Origin of the sequence: Mesorhizobium loti CJ3sym (genome assembly GCF_000472785.1) — a bacterium.
GTDB lineage: Bacteria > Pseudomonadota > Alphaproteobacteria > Rhizobiales > Rhizobiaceae > Mesorhizobium > Mesorhizobium loti_E.
Genome location: NZ_AXAL01000010.1, coordinates 142,716 through 157,804, shown reverse-complemented (window position 1 = coordinate 157,804; position 15,089 = coordinate 142,716). Strand labels below are relative to the sequence as shown.

At 63.5% G+C, this 15,089-nt stretch carries 12 protein-coding genes; 4 read left to right on the top strand and 8 right to left on the bottom strand.

All coding sequences use genetic code 11. The annotated features are described in order from the left end of the window. Position 1: 1 nt before the first annotated feature. From A3A9_RS0115565 to guaD, 3 genes are read left to right on the top strand one after another with little or no spacing between them, the layout of a single operon-like run. Positions 2-1,759, top strand: a complete 1,758-nt coding sequence (locus tag A3A9_RS0115565) for a Rieske 2Fe-2S domain-containing protein (protein ID WP_430515885.1) — start codon at positions 2-4, stop codon at positions 1,757-1,759. 9 nt (positions 1,760-1,768) lie between these two features. Further along, positions 1,769-2,416, top strand: coding sequence for a glutathione S-transferase family protein (locus tag A3A9_RS0115560; RefSeq protein WP_027059609.1), 648 nt, complete (start codon positions 1,769-1,771; stop codon positions 2,414-2,416). Between the two features lie 41 nt (positions 2,417-2,457). Further along, a complete protein-coding gene (gene guaD / locus A3A9_RS38855; RefSeq protein ID WP_051370932.1) occupies positions 2,458-3,861 on the top strand; it encodes a guanine deaminase in 1,404 nt (467 codons plus the stop codon). Between the two features lie 84 nt (positions 3,862-3,945). Here guaD and A3A9_RS0115550 read toward each other — a convergent pair whose 3' ends face one another. After that, on the bottom strand, positions 3,946-6,015 hold the full coding sequence (locus A3A9_RS0115550; RefSeq protein WP_027059608.1) for an NAD(P)-binding protein: 2,070 nt from the start codon (positions 6,013-6,015) through the stop codon (positions 3,946-3,948). Between the two features lie 275 nt (positions 6,016-6,290). Between A3A9_RS0115550 and argE the strand changes: the two genes are divergently transcribed. Then, positions 6,291-7,466, top strand: coding sequence for an acetylornithine deacetylase (argE, locus tag A3A9_RS0115545; RefSeq protein ID WP_027059607.1), 1,176 nt, complete (start codon positions 6,291-6,293; stop codon positions 7,464-7,466). Here the strand turns inward: argE and A3A9_RS0115540 are convergent. From A3A9_RS0115540 to A3A9_RS0115510, 7 genes are all read right to left on the bottom strand, one after another. Further along, entirely contained in the window at positions 7,463-8,398 is a 936-nt protein-coding gene (locus A3A9_RS0115540) for a LysR family transcriptional regulator (protein WP_027033890.1), read from the bottom strand. The two genes, argE and A3A9_RS0115540, sit on opposite strands and share 4 nt — an antisense overlap. A gap of 151 nt (positions 8,399-8,549) precedes the next feature. Beyond that, positions 8,550-10,040, bottom strand: coding sequence for an aldehyde dehydrogenase (locus A3A9_RS0115535; RefSeq protein WP_027059606.1), 1,491 nt, complete (start codon positions 10,038-10,040; stop codon positions 8,550-8,552). Between the two features lie 24 nt (positions 10,041-10,064). Beyond that, the gene (locus A3A9_RS0115530; RefSeq protein WP_027059605.1) at positions 10,065-10,739 is read right to left on the bottom strand and encodes a DUF1028 domain-containing protein; all 675 of its coding nucleotides are present in this window, start codon (positions 10,737-10,739) and stop codon (positions 10,065-10,067) included. Between the two features lie 5 nt (positions 10,740-10,744). Beyond that, the gene (locus tag A3A9_RS0115525; RefSeq protein ID WP_027059604.1) at positions 10,745-11,173 is read right to left on the bottom strand and encodes a RidA family protein; all 429 of its coding nucleotides are present in this window, start codon (positions 11,171-11,173) and stop codon (positions 10,745-10,747) included. Between the two features lie 49 nt (positions 11,174-11,222). Continuing rightward, positions 11,223-12,497 carry a flavin-containing monooxygenase gene (locus A3A9_RS0115520; RefSeq protein ID WP_027059603.1) on the bottom strand — a complete coding sequence of 425 codons (1,275 nt, stop codon included), beginning with the start codon at positions 12,495-12,497 and terminating at the stop codon, positions 11,223-11,225. 114 nt (positions 12,498-12,611) lie between these two features. Then, positions 12,612-14,237, bottom strand: coding sequence for a GMC family oxidoreductase (locus A3A9_RS0115515; protein ID WP_027059602.1), 1,626 nt, complete (start codon positions 14,235-14,237; stop codon positions 12,612-12,614). A 44-nt stretch (positions 14,238-14,281) separates the two neighbouring features. Continuing rightward, positions 14,282-15,085 carry an ABC transporter ATP-binding protein gene (locus A3A9_RS0115510; protein ID WP_027059601.1) on the bottom strand — a complete coding sequence of 268 codons (804 nt, stop codon included), beginning with the start codon at positions 15,083-15,085 and terminating at the stop codon, positions 14,282-14,284. Positions 15,086-15,089 lie beyond the last annotated feature (4 nt).

Below are 15,089 nucleotides of genomic sequence, written 5' to 3'. Positions count from 1 at the left end.
CGTGTCCAGTCATCCTTGGCATCCGATCGCCGCGTCGCATGATCTGCCGTTCCGCCACGTCTTCCACGGCCAGTTGTTCGGGCGCGAGTTCGCGGTATGGAGGGCCGACGATGGCTATGTCAACGTCTGGGAAAACCGTTGCCTGCATCGCGGCGTACGGCTGTCGATTGGTGTCAGCGACGGCCGTGAATTGAAATGCCAGTATCACGGCTGGCGCTATTCCAACCGCACCGCCGGCTGTACCTATATTCCCGCGCACCCCGCCGACGCGCCTGCGCGAACCATCACCAACCGCACCTTCCCCGCAGAGGAACGCTACGGGCTGGTCTGGTCGTCGCTCGAAGAGGCAGCAGCGCTGCCACGGGTCGCCGGATTAGACGACGCAAATCTGCTCGTGCTGCGCGGTATGCCGCTCAACGCTCCGGCCGCGTTGGCTTTGGCGCATCTCGCCGACTACCGGTTCCAACCGAACAACGCCATCGACAGCAAGGAAGCCCTGGTTTCAATCGAGGCAGCGGAGGGTTTCTCGATTGCCCTGCGCGCCCGTTCCGGGTCGCAAGAGACGCTAGCGGTGTTCTTCGTGCAACCAGTCGATTCCAGCCGGTCGGTGATCCGCGGTGTGCTCGACCGCAATGCCGAAGGGATGGTGCGGAACACCATTCTGCGTCATCACAACGAACGTCTCTCGGCATTGCGCGACCGCGTCGAGCGGGAGGCGGCGGCACTCCCGGCCGCCCCGCCGATCGAGCCGGTCTATGAAAGCGTGGCGCCGGAACTGGCGGAGATGCCCTCACTTTCAGCCTCGGGACGTCGAGCGGCGATCACCGTTCAGGTGGCGCGCAAATGGATGACCGCCAACGACATTGCCGGCTTCGAACTGCGCCCCATCCGAGGGCTGCTGCCGACCTTCCAGCCCGGCGCCCATATCGATGTACACCTGCCCAATGGTCAGATCCGCCAGTACTCGATCACCAACGCACCGGGCGAGACAGACAGCTACACGATCGGCGTGAAGCGGGAGCGGGACTCGAAGGGCGGATCGTCGTGCCTGCACGAGACGGTGCGCGAAGGCGATCTGCTGGCCATCTCCGAGCCGCGCAACAATTTTCCGTTGCGGCGCGACGCCGTAAAGACGCTGTTCATTGCCGGCGGCATCGGAATCACGCCGCTCATCGCCATGGCGCAAGCGCTCAGCCATATGAGCCTGCTGAGCGAGCTGCACTATTTTGCGCAGGACGAAACGCAGCTGGCCTTTCCCGAACGGCTGGCGACGCTCGGCAGAGCGCTCACGTCGCATCTCGGTCTCAATCCGCAGGCAACCGCCGCGAAGCTCGCCGAACTGCTCGTCGACTACCGGCCAGACATGCATGCCTATCTCTGCGGCCCCGCTCCGATGCTGGAGGTGGCACGGCGCATCGCTGCCGAAAAAGGCTGGCCCGATGCCTCCGTTCATTTCGAGTATTTCAAGAACACCAAGGCGATCGACGACAGTTCGAGCTTCGAGATCGCACTGGCGCGTTCGGCGGTCACCCTTCGCGTGCCGGCCGGCAGCACCATCCTGGAGGTGATGCGCGGCAACGGTATCGACATGCCGTCCTCATGTGAACAAGGTGCCTGCGGCACCTGCGTCGCCACGGTTCTGGAAGGTGAACCGGATCATCAGGACGTCTATCTCAACGACGCGGAGAAACGGAGCGGGACAAAGATCATGACTTGTGTGTCGCGAGCCTGTTCGGCGCGCCTCGTGCTCGACCTGTAAGGCCATGGCATGATCACGCTTTACGATTTCGAATTGTCGGGAAACTGCTACAAATTGCGCCTGCTGATGAGCATCCTCGGCGTTGAGTACAAAATCGTGCCGGTGGATTTCTATCCCGGCCGCGAGCACAAATCGGCGACGCTCCTGAAGCTCAACCCGCTTGGCCAGCTTCCGATAATCGACGATGACGGGCTGATCCTGCGAGACGCGCAGGCGATTCTGGTCTATCTCGCCGCCAGGTATGATGCGTCGGGAAACTGGTATCCGCGGGACAATCCGGCGCTGCTGGGCGAGATCGGCCAATGGCTGGCTTTCGCCGATGGCATCACCGCCACCGCTTCGGCGGCACGTCTGCATGACGGGCTGTTTTATGATCTCGACGTCGAGGCGGCACGCGCCGGCGCGCACCGTCTGTTCCGCATTCTGGACGAACATCTGTGGTTCGGCCAACAGGTAGGCCGCGACTGGATCTGCGCCGCCGATCATCCGACCATCTCCGACATTGCCTGCTTTCCCTACGTCCTGCTTTCGGAAGAAGGCGGCATCTCGCGACAGGATTATCCGGCGATCCGCCGCTGGGGGGACCGGGTCAAGCGCGTGCCGGGCTTCATCGTCATGTCAGGCATATTTCCTGCGGGGCCTGCCCGCGCCATCTGAGCGAACGGTATCGGCGGCGGCATCAGAAATTGGGACACGGTATGGGAAACGAAGGCTTCACTGTCGCCTGCAACGCCTTCCATGCGCCGCAGCGCGGTCAGCTGGAAGTCTTGGAAAACTGTCTGATCAAGGTCGGCGGTGATGGGCGGATTTTCGATGTCGTACGCCCCGACCGCGCCGACCACGCGACGATCCGCCGTTCGGCGGATGACGATGGAACACTGGTCACGCTCGCCGACAGCCAATACCTCTTGCCCGGCATGGTGGATCTGCACATCCATGCACCGCAATGGGCGCAGCTTGGCAAGGCGCTTGACGCGCCACTCGAGGAGTGGCTCCAGAAATACACGTTCCCGCTCGAAGCGAAATATGCCGACACCGCGTTTGCGCGACAGGTCTATAGCTCCCTGGTCGAGAACCTGCTCGCCAACGGGACAACCACCGCCGTCTATTTCGGCACCATTCATGTCGAAGCCAACCTTGCGCTCGCCGAAATCTGCCTCAAGCGGGGCCAGCGCGCGCTGGTCGGCAAGGTCGCCATGGACGATCAGGGGCAGTGCCCGGATTTCTACCGCGATGCCGACGCATGGGCGGCGGTCGAGGACACCAGGCGCTTCATGCAGCGGCTGGCGGAGATGCAGCCCGAAGGGCACACACTTGTCCATCCGGCGATCACGCCGCGTTTCGTGCCAAGCTGTACGGATGCGCTGCTAGAAGGGCTCGGTCGCGTCGCGCATGAGACCGGCTGCCATGTGCAGACGCATTGCTGCGAAAGCGACTGGGCAAACAACTATGTCCAAAACCGTTTCGGTGAGACCGACACGGAGGTGCTGGCGCGGTTCGGGCTGCTCACCGGCAAGACCATCCTTGCCCATTCGAACTTCGTCTCTCCCAAAGATGTCGACAGGATCAAGGCCGCCGGGGCCGGCCTCGCGCACTGTCCGCTTTCGAACTTTTACTTCGCAGATGCGGTCTTTCCGTTGCGCGCCGCCCTCGACAAGGGCGTTCATGTCGGCTTGGGCACTGACATTTCAGGCGGTTATTCGCCTTCGCTCTTCGACAGCGCGCGGCTTGCCATGATCGCCGCGCGCGCCCTGAACAGCGGTGTCGATCCGGCGGCGGCTCGTGAGGCACGCGGCGTACCCGGTTCCCGCATCACCACGGCGGAAGCCTTCTGGCTCGCCACCGCCGGCGGCGGCGAGGCGCTCGGCCTACCTGTTGGCGTCTTCGCGCCCGGCTTCGAATTCGACGCGCTGGTCGTCGACGTGGACGTGCCCGCGTCGAACATATCACTCTGGCCGAAACTCGACAGTGCGCTCGATGTGTTTGACAAGATCATGCTGAACGCCGGGCGCGCCAATATCGCAGCAGTCTGGGTGGGTGGAAAAATCCGCTCCCGCACAACCGCGTTCGTGCCCGATCTATCCTGGTTATCGATCCCATGAGGGCTCGTTCAACGCTGTCGGTCCCCTGGACTTAGAGTCGTCGATCCACGGCGGAAAGAGCGAAGGACGTCATGATCTCATCCCCTATTGCGCGGCCAGTGCCGTCACCTCTCGCCGGAACGGCAGCGCGTCGCCGATATCGAGTTCGTCCAACTCACGAGCGAAACGATGGCCGGCATAGGTCGCCCAGGCAATCGGACCCGGCGCCTCGGCATCGCCGATGACCTTGATCGAGCGAATGCCGCTGTCGGCCCATTCGTCCCGCCGCGCCTTCAATTCGGTCCAGACCCCATCATCCTGTTGGCGCGACGTCACCAGCACCACGGCGTCGGCGGCGATATCGCGTTCGGCACCGGTGTAGGCACAGGCAGTGGCAACACCTCCGGGCACAATGCGCGTCACGGTCCTGTTCAGAACGATCTCGACGCCGAGCCCGGCCAGCCGGCGATGGATGGCGCCCTGCTCCAGCGTGTTGCGGGTCCAGTCGGAGACATAGGCGGATGGCGTCACGAGCGTCACCTTCGCGCCCTGCCGCGCCATCAGTTCGGCCAGAACGCCACCCATGTAGTAGTGGTCGTCGTCGAACAGCACGACGTTGCCGGTCGGCACATTGCCACCCATCAAATCATCCGGCGTGTAGAGCGGCATGGCCGGGCTGATCGGCATCGGCACCACATGGGCGCGCGCCACGCCGTCGCGGCGCCATGTCGCGCCTGTGGCGAGGGCGACGTTCTGAAAGCCGAAGGCCAGGATATCCTCGGCAGACAGTCGGCTTTCGAAATAGATGTCGACATTGGACATCTGGCTGAGCTGGTACTGGCGATAGTCGCGCACACGGCCCCATGCGGAAAGGCCAGGCAGGCGGCACTCCCGCGCGACGCGGCCGCCGAGTTCGGTGCCTGCCTCGGCAATGGCCACCTGATAGCCGCGCAGGCCGAGCGCGCGCGCGGCCTCCAGCCCGGCGGGACCGGCGCCGACGATCAGCACGCTGTCGCTGTCGCCCTTGGCTTGCATCCGTTCGGGATGCCAGCCCTTGCGCCACTCTTCCATGAATGTCGGGTTCTGCGTGCAGCGCGAGATCGACATGGTCATGTCGCCAGTGATGCAGATGTTGCAACCGATGCATTCGCGAATGTCTGCGATTCGCCCCTCCTCCACCTTCTTCGGCAGAAAGGGATCGGCGATCGATGGACGGGCGCAGCCGATGAAATCAAGCGTGCCGGACTTGATCATCCTGACCATCACATCCGGCGAGGTGAAGCGCCCGACACCGACGACCGGCTTCGAGGTCAGCTTCTTGATACCGGATACCAGGCTCTCCTGCGCCCCCTCCTCCTTGAACCGCGACGGCCCGGAGCAATCCTCCCAGGCGCCATGCGCCAGGTCCCAGAGGTCGGGCAGGTCGGCATGCATCTCGATCATGTCGCGCACTTCGGAGTTGGCGAAGCCAAGCTCGCCGATCATCTCGTCCAGCGACAACCGCAGCGTCAGGCCGCAAGTGTCGCCAATGGCGTCGCGCCCCTCTTCGATCAGCTCACGCATCAGCCGCGAGCGGTTTTCCAGCGAGCCGCCATATTCGTCGCTGCGCTGATTGGTGGCGGTGGACAGGAAGTGCTGAATGATGCCGAAGCCATGCGCGCCGTAGAGACAGACCAGATCGAAACCCGCCAGTTTCGCGCGTTTGAAGGCATTGCGGTGCCAGCGCCTGAGGTCACGTATATCCTGCTTGTCCATGGCACGCGCCTGAACGGGATCGTTGGTGAAGGTGCGGATCGGCAAGGCCGACGGGCCGCGTGGCACTTCCTTGGTGTAGAGGTTCGGGCCATTGATGCCGGAATAGGCGAGCTGGATGCCGGCTAGTGCGCCATGCTGGTGCATGGCCTCGGCCATCCTGGCCAGTGCCGGAATATCGGCGTCGTCCCACAGCCTGAGCTCGATGAAGGGCGTGATCTCCGACGTGTGGTGCATCTCGGTCTGCTCGGTGAAGATGACGCCCCAGCCGCCCTCCGACTTGATGCGGCGCATCTCGGCCGCGGCGGACGGATCGCGGTAGCCGCCGCCATTGCAATGCGGGACCTGATAAAAGCGGTTCTTGGCGGTCACGGGACCGATCTTCACAGGCTCGAACAGAATGTCGTAGCGTGGATCGCGCATGGGATTTGCCTTCCTGTCAGCGTCGCCTTGCAAAATGCCCGATCATGGTTTCGAGCCCCCGCGCAAGCCGGCCAGCCCAGCGGTTGATGCCGTGAACCTACTCATAAGTTGCGGCACGCGCTGGAAAACTACAGATTTCTTCTGTGCCGATTAGGGCGCGCCTAATCGACCCGGCCGGATTAGAATCCGGTTATTCCCGGCTGAGCCAAATGCGACTTCATGGCCAATGCCACGCGATGCTAGATAATGCGCACGGCCAAAGAGACATGAGACGCATGGACAGCATCCGTATCCTTGAAAAGCTGATCGCCTTTCCGACTGTGAGCCGCGACTCCAATCTCGACCTCATCTTGTATGTGGCGGAGATGCTGGACGCGCATGGCGTTGCCAGCCAGATCATTCGAAGCGAGGATGGCCACAAGGCCAACCTCCTTGCCACCATCGGACCGGGCGATGCTTCCGGCATCATGCTGTCCGGCCACACCGACGTCGTCCCCATCGACGGGCAGAACTGGACGCTACCACCCTTCGGGATGACCGAGCGCGACGGCAAGCTCTACGGACGCGGCGCGGCCGACATGAAGGGCTTCGTTGCCTGTGCGCTGGCGGCGTGTCTCAGGGCGTCGAAAAGGACGCTGCGGACGCCGCTGCACCTGGCACTCTCCTATGATGAGGAGATCGGCTGCATTGGCGTGCGCAGCCTGATCGACATGCTGCAGGCAGCCCCGCAACGGCCGTTGCTGTGTATCGTCGGCGAGCCGACCGGCATGCAGGTGGCGACGGGGCACAAGGGCAAGCTTGCCGCACGCGCGCTTTGCAGGGGACGCGAAGGCCATTCGGCGCTCGCCCCGTTGGCGCTGAACGCCATCCATCTCGGGTGCGACTTCGTTGCCGCCTTGCGCCACGAGCAGGACCGGCTGGCGCGCGATGGCGCGCGCGACGGCGATTACGACATTGCCTACACCACCGTCCATGTCGGCAAGATCAATGCCGGCGTAGCGCTGAACATCGTGCCGAACCTCTGCCAGGTCGACTTCGAAATCCGCAACGTCGCGGCCGACAACCCGAACGAGATTCTCGACCGCCTACGCGCTGAGGCTGCGCGCATTGCTGCTGAAGCCTCTGCCATCGCGCCCGAGGCGGCGATCGACATCGACATCACCAACACCTATCCCGGCCTGGACACGCCAGCCAGTTCGCAAGCCGTGGCTTTCGTCAAATCGCTGACCGGCGCCAACGACACCATGAAGGTTGCCTTCGGCACCGAAGGCGGCTTGTTCAGCCGCGATCTCGGCACGCCGACGGTGGTTTGCGGACCGGGGTCGATGGCGCAGGGGCACAGGCCCGACGAATTCGTCAGCGTCGAGCAAATGCGCCGCTGCGACGACATGCTGGAAACATTGCTGCAGCGGCTTGCCGATCAGAGATTCGCTGAAAACGGCGCGCTTTAGCCGACTGCCCGTTCGGCGCCGAACACGCCTTGCTCGACAACGAAATGCCGGCAATGGTCGATGAACGCCTGGACGGTTTGTGTGCGATGGTCGGAGTTGGGCAAGGCGACGCCCATGGTCAGCGGCCGCAGGTCGCCGTCCAGCGGCACAAAGACAAGCGGCTTGCCATCCGGCGCCAGCGTGTTGAGCGGCCGCATATTGGCGATGCCGTAGCCGAAGCCATTGGCCACCATCGAGCGCATCACCGCGATGTCGCCGGTGCGCTCGGCGATGTTGGGCCTGATACCACGCTGGTGGAACGCCGACAGGAAATATTCGCGGCTGTACGGCAGGTCGAGCAACACCATCGGCTCGTCGGCGAGTTCCTCCGTCGTGATCGACGCCTTGCCCGCAAAGCGATGCCCCGCCGGCAGCATTACATAGGCCGGCACCAGCATCAGCGGCTCGAAGGTCATGTCCTGCGACAGTTCGAGATCGTAGGTCAGGGCAAGGTCGATTTCGCCACGCTGCAGCATCTCGAGCAATTGGCCTTGATTGCGCTCGAACTGGCGCACACGCACATCGGGATAGGCGCGCTCGAACCGCATGCGCAGAGCCGGCAGCACAATCTGCGCGAACGTCAGCAGGCATCCCACCGCCAGTGGGCCACGCACCTTCTCGGCAAAGTCGCCGGCGACATCGTGCAAGGCATCGGCGTCGTTGAGCAGCCGGGCGGCTTCCTTCAGGAAGACGCGGCCGCCGGCCGTCAGCGAGAGGCCGTGCGAATGCTTGCGGACAAAAAGCTGGACGCCGAACTCGGTTTCCAGCTGGGCGATGGAGGCCGAGATCGACGGCGGCGACACATTGACCTGTTCGGCCGCCTTGGCAATGGAGCCTGCTTCGCCGACGGCGACGAAATATTCCAGCTGTCTGAGCGTAAAGCGTAGCGGCATGGCTGGCTATGTTGCCGGTTTGGGGGCTGCGATCAAGCCTAATGCATGTCGCGCAAAAGTGGCCCCGGTTTTGCGCAAACGACATGCATAGAGCAAAGGCCTAAAGCGCATCGCTTGAATCCGTTCAATCGCGATGCGCTTTAGGCGCCCATCAGTATTTGATCCATGTCGTTTTCAGCGCGGTGTATTTGTCGAGCGCATGCAGCGACAGGTCGCGGCCGAAGCCGGATTGCTTGAAGCCGCCGAACGGCGTCATCGGGCTCAGCGCGTCGACCGTGTTGACGGAAACCGTACCGGCATGAAGCCGGCCGGCGATGCGGTGGGCACGCGACAGGCTGTCGGTCCACAGCGACGCGGCCAGCCCGTATGGGCTGTCATTGGCAATGCGGATCGCCTCCGCCTCGTCATCGAAGGCGATGACCGACAGCACCGGCCCAAAAATCTCGTCGCGGGCAATCGGATCGGCGGGCGCGACATCGTCGAAGATGGTGGGCTGGATAAAGCTGCCGCGGCCGTTGACGGTGACAAGATCGCCGCCGGCAACCAGGCGCGCGGTTTTCTTGCCGGCCTCGACAAACCGCATGACATTGGTCGCGTGGCGGGCATCGACCATCGCCCCCATTTTCGAAGCCGGATCGAGCGGATCGCCGGGTTGGGTGGCCGCCGCACGCTGAACCAATTTCTCGACCAGAGCATCCTTGATGCCGCGTTGCACGAGCAGGCGTGAATTGGCGGAACAGATTTCGCCCTGGTTGAAGAAGATGCCGAAGGCCGCCATGTCGGCCGCCGCATCGAGATCCCTGCAATCGGCAAAGACAAGGTTGGGGCTCTTGCCGCCGGTTTCCAGCCAGACCTGCTTCATGTTCGACTGACCGGAATACTGCAGGAACATCTTGCCGACGGCGGTCGAGCCGGTGAAGGCAAGGCAATCCACGTCCATATGGCGGCCAAGCGCCTGGCCGGCGGTTTCGCCGAGCCCCGGCACCACATTGAGCACGCCAGCAGGCAGGCCTGCTTCTATGGCCAGTTCGGCCAGAAGCAGGGCCGACAACGGCGACTGCTCGGCGGGTTTCAGCACCACCGAATTGCCCGCCGCAAGTGCGGGCGCGCATTTCCAGGTCGCCATGTCGAGCGGGAAATTCCACGGCACCACCGCGCCGACCACGCCAAGCGGCTCGCGCCGCACCAACACCAGATCGCCTTCGCCGGTCGGCGCCACTTCGCCGTAGATCTTGTCGATGGCTTCGCCATACCATTGGAAGATTGCCGCCGAGCCGGGGACGTCGACCGAGACCGCATCCCTGACCAGCTTGCCCATGTCGAGCGATTCAAGCAGCGCCAGTTCATGCAGGTTTTCGCGCAGCAACTGTGCCAGCCGCAGCAGCACCTCCTTGCGGTGCCCCGGACTGGACCGTGACCAGACGCCGTCGTTGAAGCTGCGCCGTGCGGCAGCAACCGCCAGATCGATGTCTTCTTCGCCACAGGACACCACGTCGGCCAGCGTCTCGCCGGTTGCCGGGTTGACGCAGGCGAAGGTCCGGCCGGACCGCGCCGCAACCGGCTTGCCGTCGATGAACGCCTTGTCGCGAAAACGGATAGCCGACGCCCTGCCGATCCAGTCCTTGTGGCTGAGCTCGCTCATAGCAGATCCTTGGCTGCGGCTTGGCTATTCATCGCCCGGCACGCCGTAGCTCGGCGCATCGGATGGGTTTATCGCCCGGGTCACATAGGCATCGAGCTGCGGCTTGTAGATGTCCCACAGGCTCGCCAGTCGCTCGATCGGGAAGTCGTCGGTCCAGTCGCAGCGCAGATCGGCGACCGGCCAGGCGACCTCGCGCACCAGCTTCATGCCAGCCGAATGTACCGGGCCGGCTTCGCCGCCCGCTTTCAGCGCGGCGCGCATGGTTGCGATGAGGCGGTCGCCCAGATGCCCTTCCGACGCCTGAAAGGCCTCGACCATGGCCTGCGGCACCCCGTCATGGGCCAGCATGTTGCCGCCGCAAGCGACGTTTTCCGCGCGCGCTTCCGCCCAGATGCCAAGCGCCCTGGGTCCGGAATGGATCGCGGTCGTGCCAGCGGCATCGACGGCCAGCACCTGCCGGTATTCAGGATAGGCGCCGGTGCGCTGCAGTATGGCGATTGCCTCGGCGGCCGAAGCGCCACGCGCCAGCAATTCGAGGCCTCGCAGCCCAAGTGTCGGATCGGTGACGTTCTGGCTGGCAACGGCACCGACGCCTGCCTGTGCATAGGCGCAGCGCGCCGCCACCGCCGGAGACGAGGAGGACACCGCGACGCCGAACATGCCGGTGCGGCTGCACCGCGCGACAATGGAAAAGGTCATGGCCGTCAGTCCTTGTCATCATCAGGGATAACGGCGGTGCCGTCGATCTCGACCAGCCAGTCGGGCCGCGCCAGGGCCTGCACGACGAGGCCGGTCGAGACGGGATGCACGCCTTTGATGTACTCGCCCATGGTGCGGTAGACCGCCTCGCGATGGCGCACGTCGGTTATGTAGACCACCACCTTGACCAGATGTTCCATGGTGCCGCCGCATTCCTCGATCAGCTGGCGGATGTTCTGCATCACCTTGTGCGTCTGCTCGGCCGGGTCATGGCTGCCGATGTTCTTGGCGGTGTCGAGGTCCTGCGGGCATTGGCCACGCAGATAGACGGTTCTGCCGCCCCGCGTAACGACCGCCTGACACAGATCGTTGTCGAGTTTCTGCTCCGGATAGGTGTCCTTGGTGTTGAACTTGCGAATTCTTGTATGGGCCATCGTGATCTCCGTCGGATCGGCTCGAGGTCTGGGCGTCCGTTGCAGCTGACTATGCCGCCTGGGTCTCGCGTCTTGCGGACGCATGGTAAGCCAGATACTTGCGCTGCGTGGAAATGTGGTCCGCTACATGCTGGGCGTCGTGCCAGACGCCCCAGATGAAGCTCGACCCCCTGCGTGACTGCCAAGGCAGGCCGAGGAAATAGATTCCGGGCTCGGTCGAAACGCCGCGCTGATGCCTCGGCTTGCCCTTTTCGTCGAAAACATCAACGCAGAGCCAGCTGTAATCAACGGTAAATCCCGTTGCCCAGATGATCGAACCTATTCCGGCCTTTGCCAGATCCAACTGGAGGATGGGATTTGTCATGCATTGCGGGTCCGGTCCGATCTTGCGGGCGTCGGGCTCTTCGGGAAGGTCGAGGCCGTTGCGGGCAACATAGGCGTCTGCCTCGTCCAGAACGGACATGTAGTTTGCATCGCCGCGGGCGATATTTCGGGTGAGATCGTGGGCAAAGCCCATGACGCCATCCTTGCAGGACTCCGTCCGGCCAACCAGCGTTATCCCTTGTGCGGCAAGACGCCGGAAATCGATCGTCTGGCCGCCACGCGCACCACTCACCGCGATGGTGACATGTTCCGTGCCAGGCGCCGGCGCCTGCGCGTCCCACTTGCCGAGAACGCCCAGCCACCAGCAGAAGTCGCGCTCGCGATAGGCCCGCGGCGGCCGATCGTGCGGGCCGACCGAGAGGTAAACACGCCGCCCCGCGCGCTGGAGTTCGTCAGCGATCTGTACGCCGGAAGACCCCGAGCCAACCACCAGCACCGCGCCTTGGGGCAACTGGGCGGGATTGCGATAGGCGCTGGAATGAATCTGCATCGGTCCGGCATCGTTGGGAACGACTGAGGGAATGACGGGGTGCTGGAACGCTCCGGTTGCCGCAACCACGCTTCTGGCCTCGATCACGCCATCCGAGGTCTCGACCTGAAAACCCGGCCGGCCGACCAGCCTTTGCACCTTCCTGACCTCGACGCCGCAGCGAATGGGGGCGGCGATCATCTCCGCGTAGGCGACAAAATAATCGGCGACCTTTTCCTTGCCGATAAAGGAATCCGGGCCAGCATCCGGAAACGCCATGCCCGGAAACCGGTCATGCCAGGCCGGACCATTGGCAACCAGCGAGTCCCATCTTTCTGAGCGCCAGCGCTCGGCGATACGCTGCCGCTCAACGATGAGATGAGGCACGCCGCACTTGCTCAGATGCTCGCTCATGGCCAGCCCCGCCTGGCCAGCGCCGACAACAAGCGTGTCTACTTTTTCAACTGACATTGCAGCGGTCCTTTCTGGCTCTCTCCCCGAGATTTCCGCGGATGCGACGGAGATCAGATTGCTGGTCTACCGGAGGGACCGAGCAGCGAAAATTACGATTTCATGTGGCAATGGTTAGCTTGTGCCTAAATGCGGCTGCGACAACATCGCTGTGGCCGCCTTTTCGCCGATCATCATGGATGGCGCATTGGTGTTGCCGCCGATCAATGTCGGCATGATGGAGGCATCCGCGACACGCAGATTGTCGAAGCCGTGCACCTTGAGGCTGGCAGGATCGACCACCGCCATGGTGTCCTTGCCCATCTTGGCCGTGCCGACCGGGTGATAAACGGTGAGCGCCTCGGCACGCAGATAGGCAAGGATCTCGTCGTCGGTGACGACATCGGGTCCGGGCAGGATTTCCGGTCCGCGAATATCGGCAAAGACTGGCGAGGCCAGAATGGAACGCGCAACCTTGATGCCCTCGACAAGGGTCAGGGCATCCTGCTCGTCACTGAAGAAGCGGTGATCGATGTGCACGTTGCGGCGGGTGCCGTCGCGCTCGAGCGTGATTTCACCGACGCTGCCGGGCCGCAGCACGCAGGTGTGCACGGCATAGCCGTGGCCATATTCGACGAGCCGGCCGCGATGGCTGCGATAGCCCGGCACGAAGTGGAACTGAATGTCCGGTACGCTCCCGGCATACTTCGTCCTGGCGAAGCCGCCGGCCTCGACATAGTTGGTCGTCAGCATGCCCTTGCGGCGGACGAAATATTGAAACGGTGCCGCCAGCATCGCCGGCAGATTGGCGAGCGACAGGCCGAGCGTCCTGGTGCTCTTCGATCGCACCGTGATCATACCGTCGACATGGTCGCGCAGATTCTTGCCGACGCCCGGCACGTTCATGACCGGTTCTATTCCCGCCGCCTTCAGCTCCTCGGCCGGGCCAACGCCGGAAGCAAGCAGGATGCGCGGCGATCCGATCGCGCCCGCGCTGAGCACCACTTCGGCGCGGCATGTCAACCTTTGGGTTGCCCCGTCCCTGATCACATTGACACCGGTGACGCGCCCGCTTTCGACCGCCAGATCAAGCACCTCGACGCCGGACAGAATCTGGAGGTTCGGGCGGCCGAGAACCGGCCGGACGAAGGCTGAATAGGCCGAGAAGCGCTCGCCCTTGTCCTGGGTGACGTTGTAGATGCCGAGACCGAGTTGGCCATCGGCATTGAAGTCGCGGTTTTCGGGCAGGCCTATGCCTCGGCCCGCCTCTACCCACAGTCTGGACACGACGTTCGGATCGCGCGGATTGTCGACCAGCAGTTCACCCTCGAAGCCGTGATAGGCCGGGTTCTGCGACAGGAGGTTCCGTTCCAGCGTCTTGAAGACCGGCAGCACGTCGGCATAGGACCAACCCACGCAGCCAAGTGCCGCCCACTCATCGTAGTCCTGCGCGGCACCGCGAATATAGACCATCGAGTTGATCGAACTCGACCCGCCGAGAACCTTGCCCCGGTTGACCGGTATGCGGCGGTTGTTGAGCAGTGGCTGCGGCACGCCCTTGTAGCCGTAGTCGAAAGTCGGATTGCCGTAGAGCGAGAGAATGCCGGCGGGCACGCGCACCCGGGTACGGTCGTCGCTGCCGCCGGCCTCGATGAGGCAGACGCGGTTGCCAGGAGCCGCGCTCAACCTGTTGGCCAGGACACAACCGGCCGAGCCCGCGCCGACGACGATATAGTCGAATTCCGTGGTCTCGATGCTCATGCCATGCCTGTTTCGTGCCCCACCCCGAAGACCGCTGCTATCGCCTAGTGCTCGTCGTCTTCGTCGTTCTTCAACAGCTCGAGGATTTCCCGCTTCATGGCGATGAAGTTCGGCTCCATGACCAGATCCATGCTGCGAGGACGCGGAAGGCCGACGCGGATTTCCTTCTTGATCTGGCCGGGCCGGCCGGACATGACCAGCACCCGGTCCGCCAGCAGGATCGCCTCGTCTATGTCGTGGGTGACGAACAGGACGGTTTTCTTGGAATGGTCCCAGATCCTCAAGAGAAGCTTCTGCATCGAGTGGCGGGTCTGGCTGTCGAGCGCCCCGAAGGGTTCGTCCATCAGCAGCACCTGCGGATCGTTGGCGAGCGCACGCGCAATCGCCACGCGCTGCTTCATGCCGCCCGACAGCTGCGAGGGATAGTGGTTGGCGAATTTCGCTAGGCCGACCTCATGGAGGAAATGCTCGACGATGGCCTTGCGCTCGGCCGCCGTCATGCCCTTCCGCTTCGGGCCGTATTCGACGTTCTGCGCCACGGTCAGCCAGGGAAACAGCGTATAGGCCTGAAACACCATGCCGCGATCCGGACCTGGCTCGGTGACCGGCTTGCCGCCGACAGAGATCATGCCGCCGGTGCGCTCCTCGAGCCCCGCAACGAGATAGAGCAGGCTCGACTTGCCGCAGCCGGATGGGCCGACGATCACGCAGAACTCATTGGGCACGACATGGAACGAGATGCCATCCAGCGCCAGCACGGCGTTGTCGCCCTTGCCGTAGCGCAGGACCACATTGTCGATGGCGATGTCGGAGCTCTTCGGTTTCGTCGTGAGTGTCAGGACGTCCATGTCA

What these genes read in the sequence shown, in the direction of transcription:
- A3A9_RS0115560 (WP_027059609.1), top strand. Translation starts at nt 1,769, where the DNA reads ATGATCACGCTTTACGATTTCGAATTGTCGGGAAACTGCTACAAATTG.
- guaD (WP_051370932.1), top strand. Translation starts at nt 2,458, where the DNA reads ATGGGAAACGAAGGCTTCACTGTCGCCTGCAACGCCTTCCATGCGCCG.
- A3A9_RS0115550 (WP_027059608.1), bottom strand. Translation starts at nt 6,015, where the DNA reads ATGCGCGATCCACGCTACGACATTCTGTTCGAGCCTGTGAAGATCGGT.
- argE (WP_027059607.1), top strand. Translation starts at nt 6,291, where the DNA reads ATGGACAGCATCCGTATCCTTGAAAAGCTGATCGCCTTTCCGACTGTG.
- A3A9_RS0115540 (WP_027033890.1), bottom strand. Translation starts at nt 8,398, where the DNA reads ATGCCGCTACGCTTTACGCTCAGACAGCTGGAATATTTCGTCGCCGTC.
- A3A9_RS0115535 (WP_027059606.1), bottom strand. Translation starts at nt 10,040, where the DNA reads ATGAGCGAGCTCAGCCACAAGGACTGGATCGGCAGGGCGTCGGCTATC.
- A3A9_RS0115530 (WP_027059605.1), bottom strand. Translation starts at nt 10,739, where the DNA reads ATGACCTTTTCCATTGTCGCGCGGTGCAGCCGCACCGGCATGTTCGGC.
- A3A9_RS0115525 (WP_027059604.1), bottom strand. Translation starts at nt 11,173, where the DNA reads ATGGCCCATACAAGAATTCGCAAGTTCAACACCAAGGACACCTATCCG.
- A3A9_RS0115520 (WP_027059603.1), bottom strand. Translation starts at nt 12,497, where the DNA reads ATGTCAGTTGAAAAAGTAGACACGCTTGTTGTCGGCGCTGGCCAGGCG.
- A3A9_RS0115515 (WP_027059602.1), bottom strand. Translation starts at nt 14,237, where the DNA reads ATGAGCATCGAGACCACGGAATTCGACTATATCGTCGTCGGCGCGGGC.
- A3A9_RS0115510 (WP_027059601.1), bottom strand. Translation starts at nt 15,085, where the DNA reads ATGGACGTCCTGACACTCACGACGAAACCGAAGAGCTCCGACATCGCC.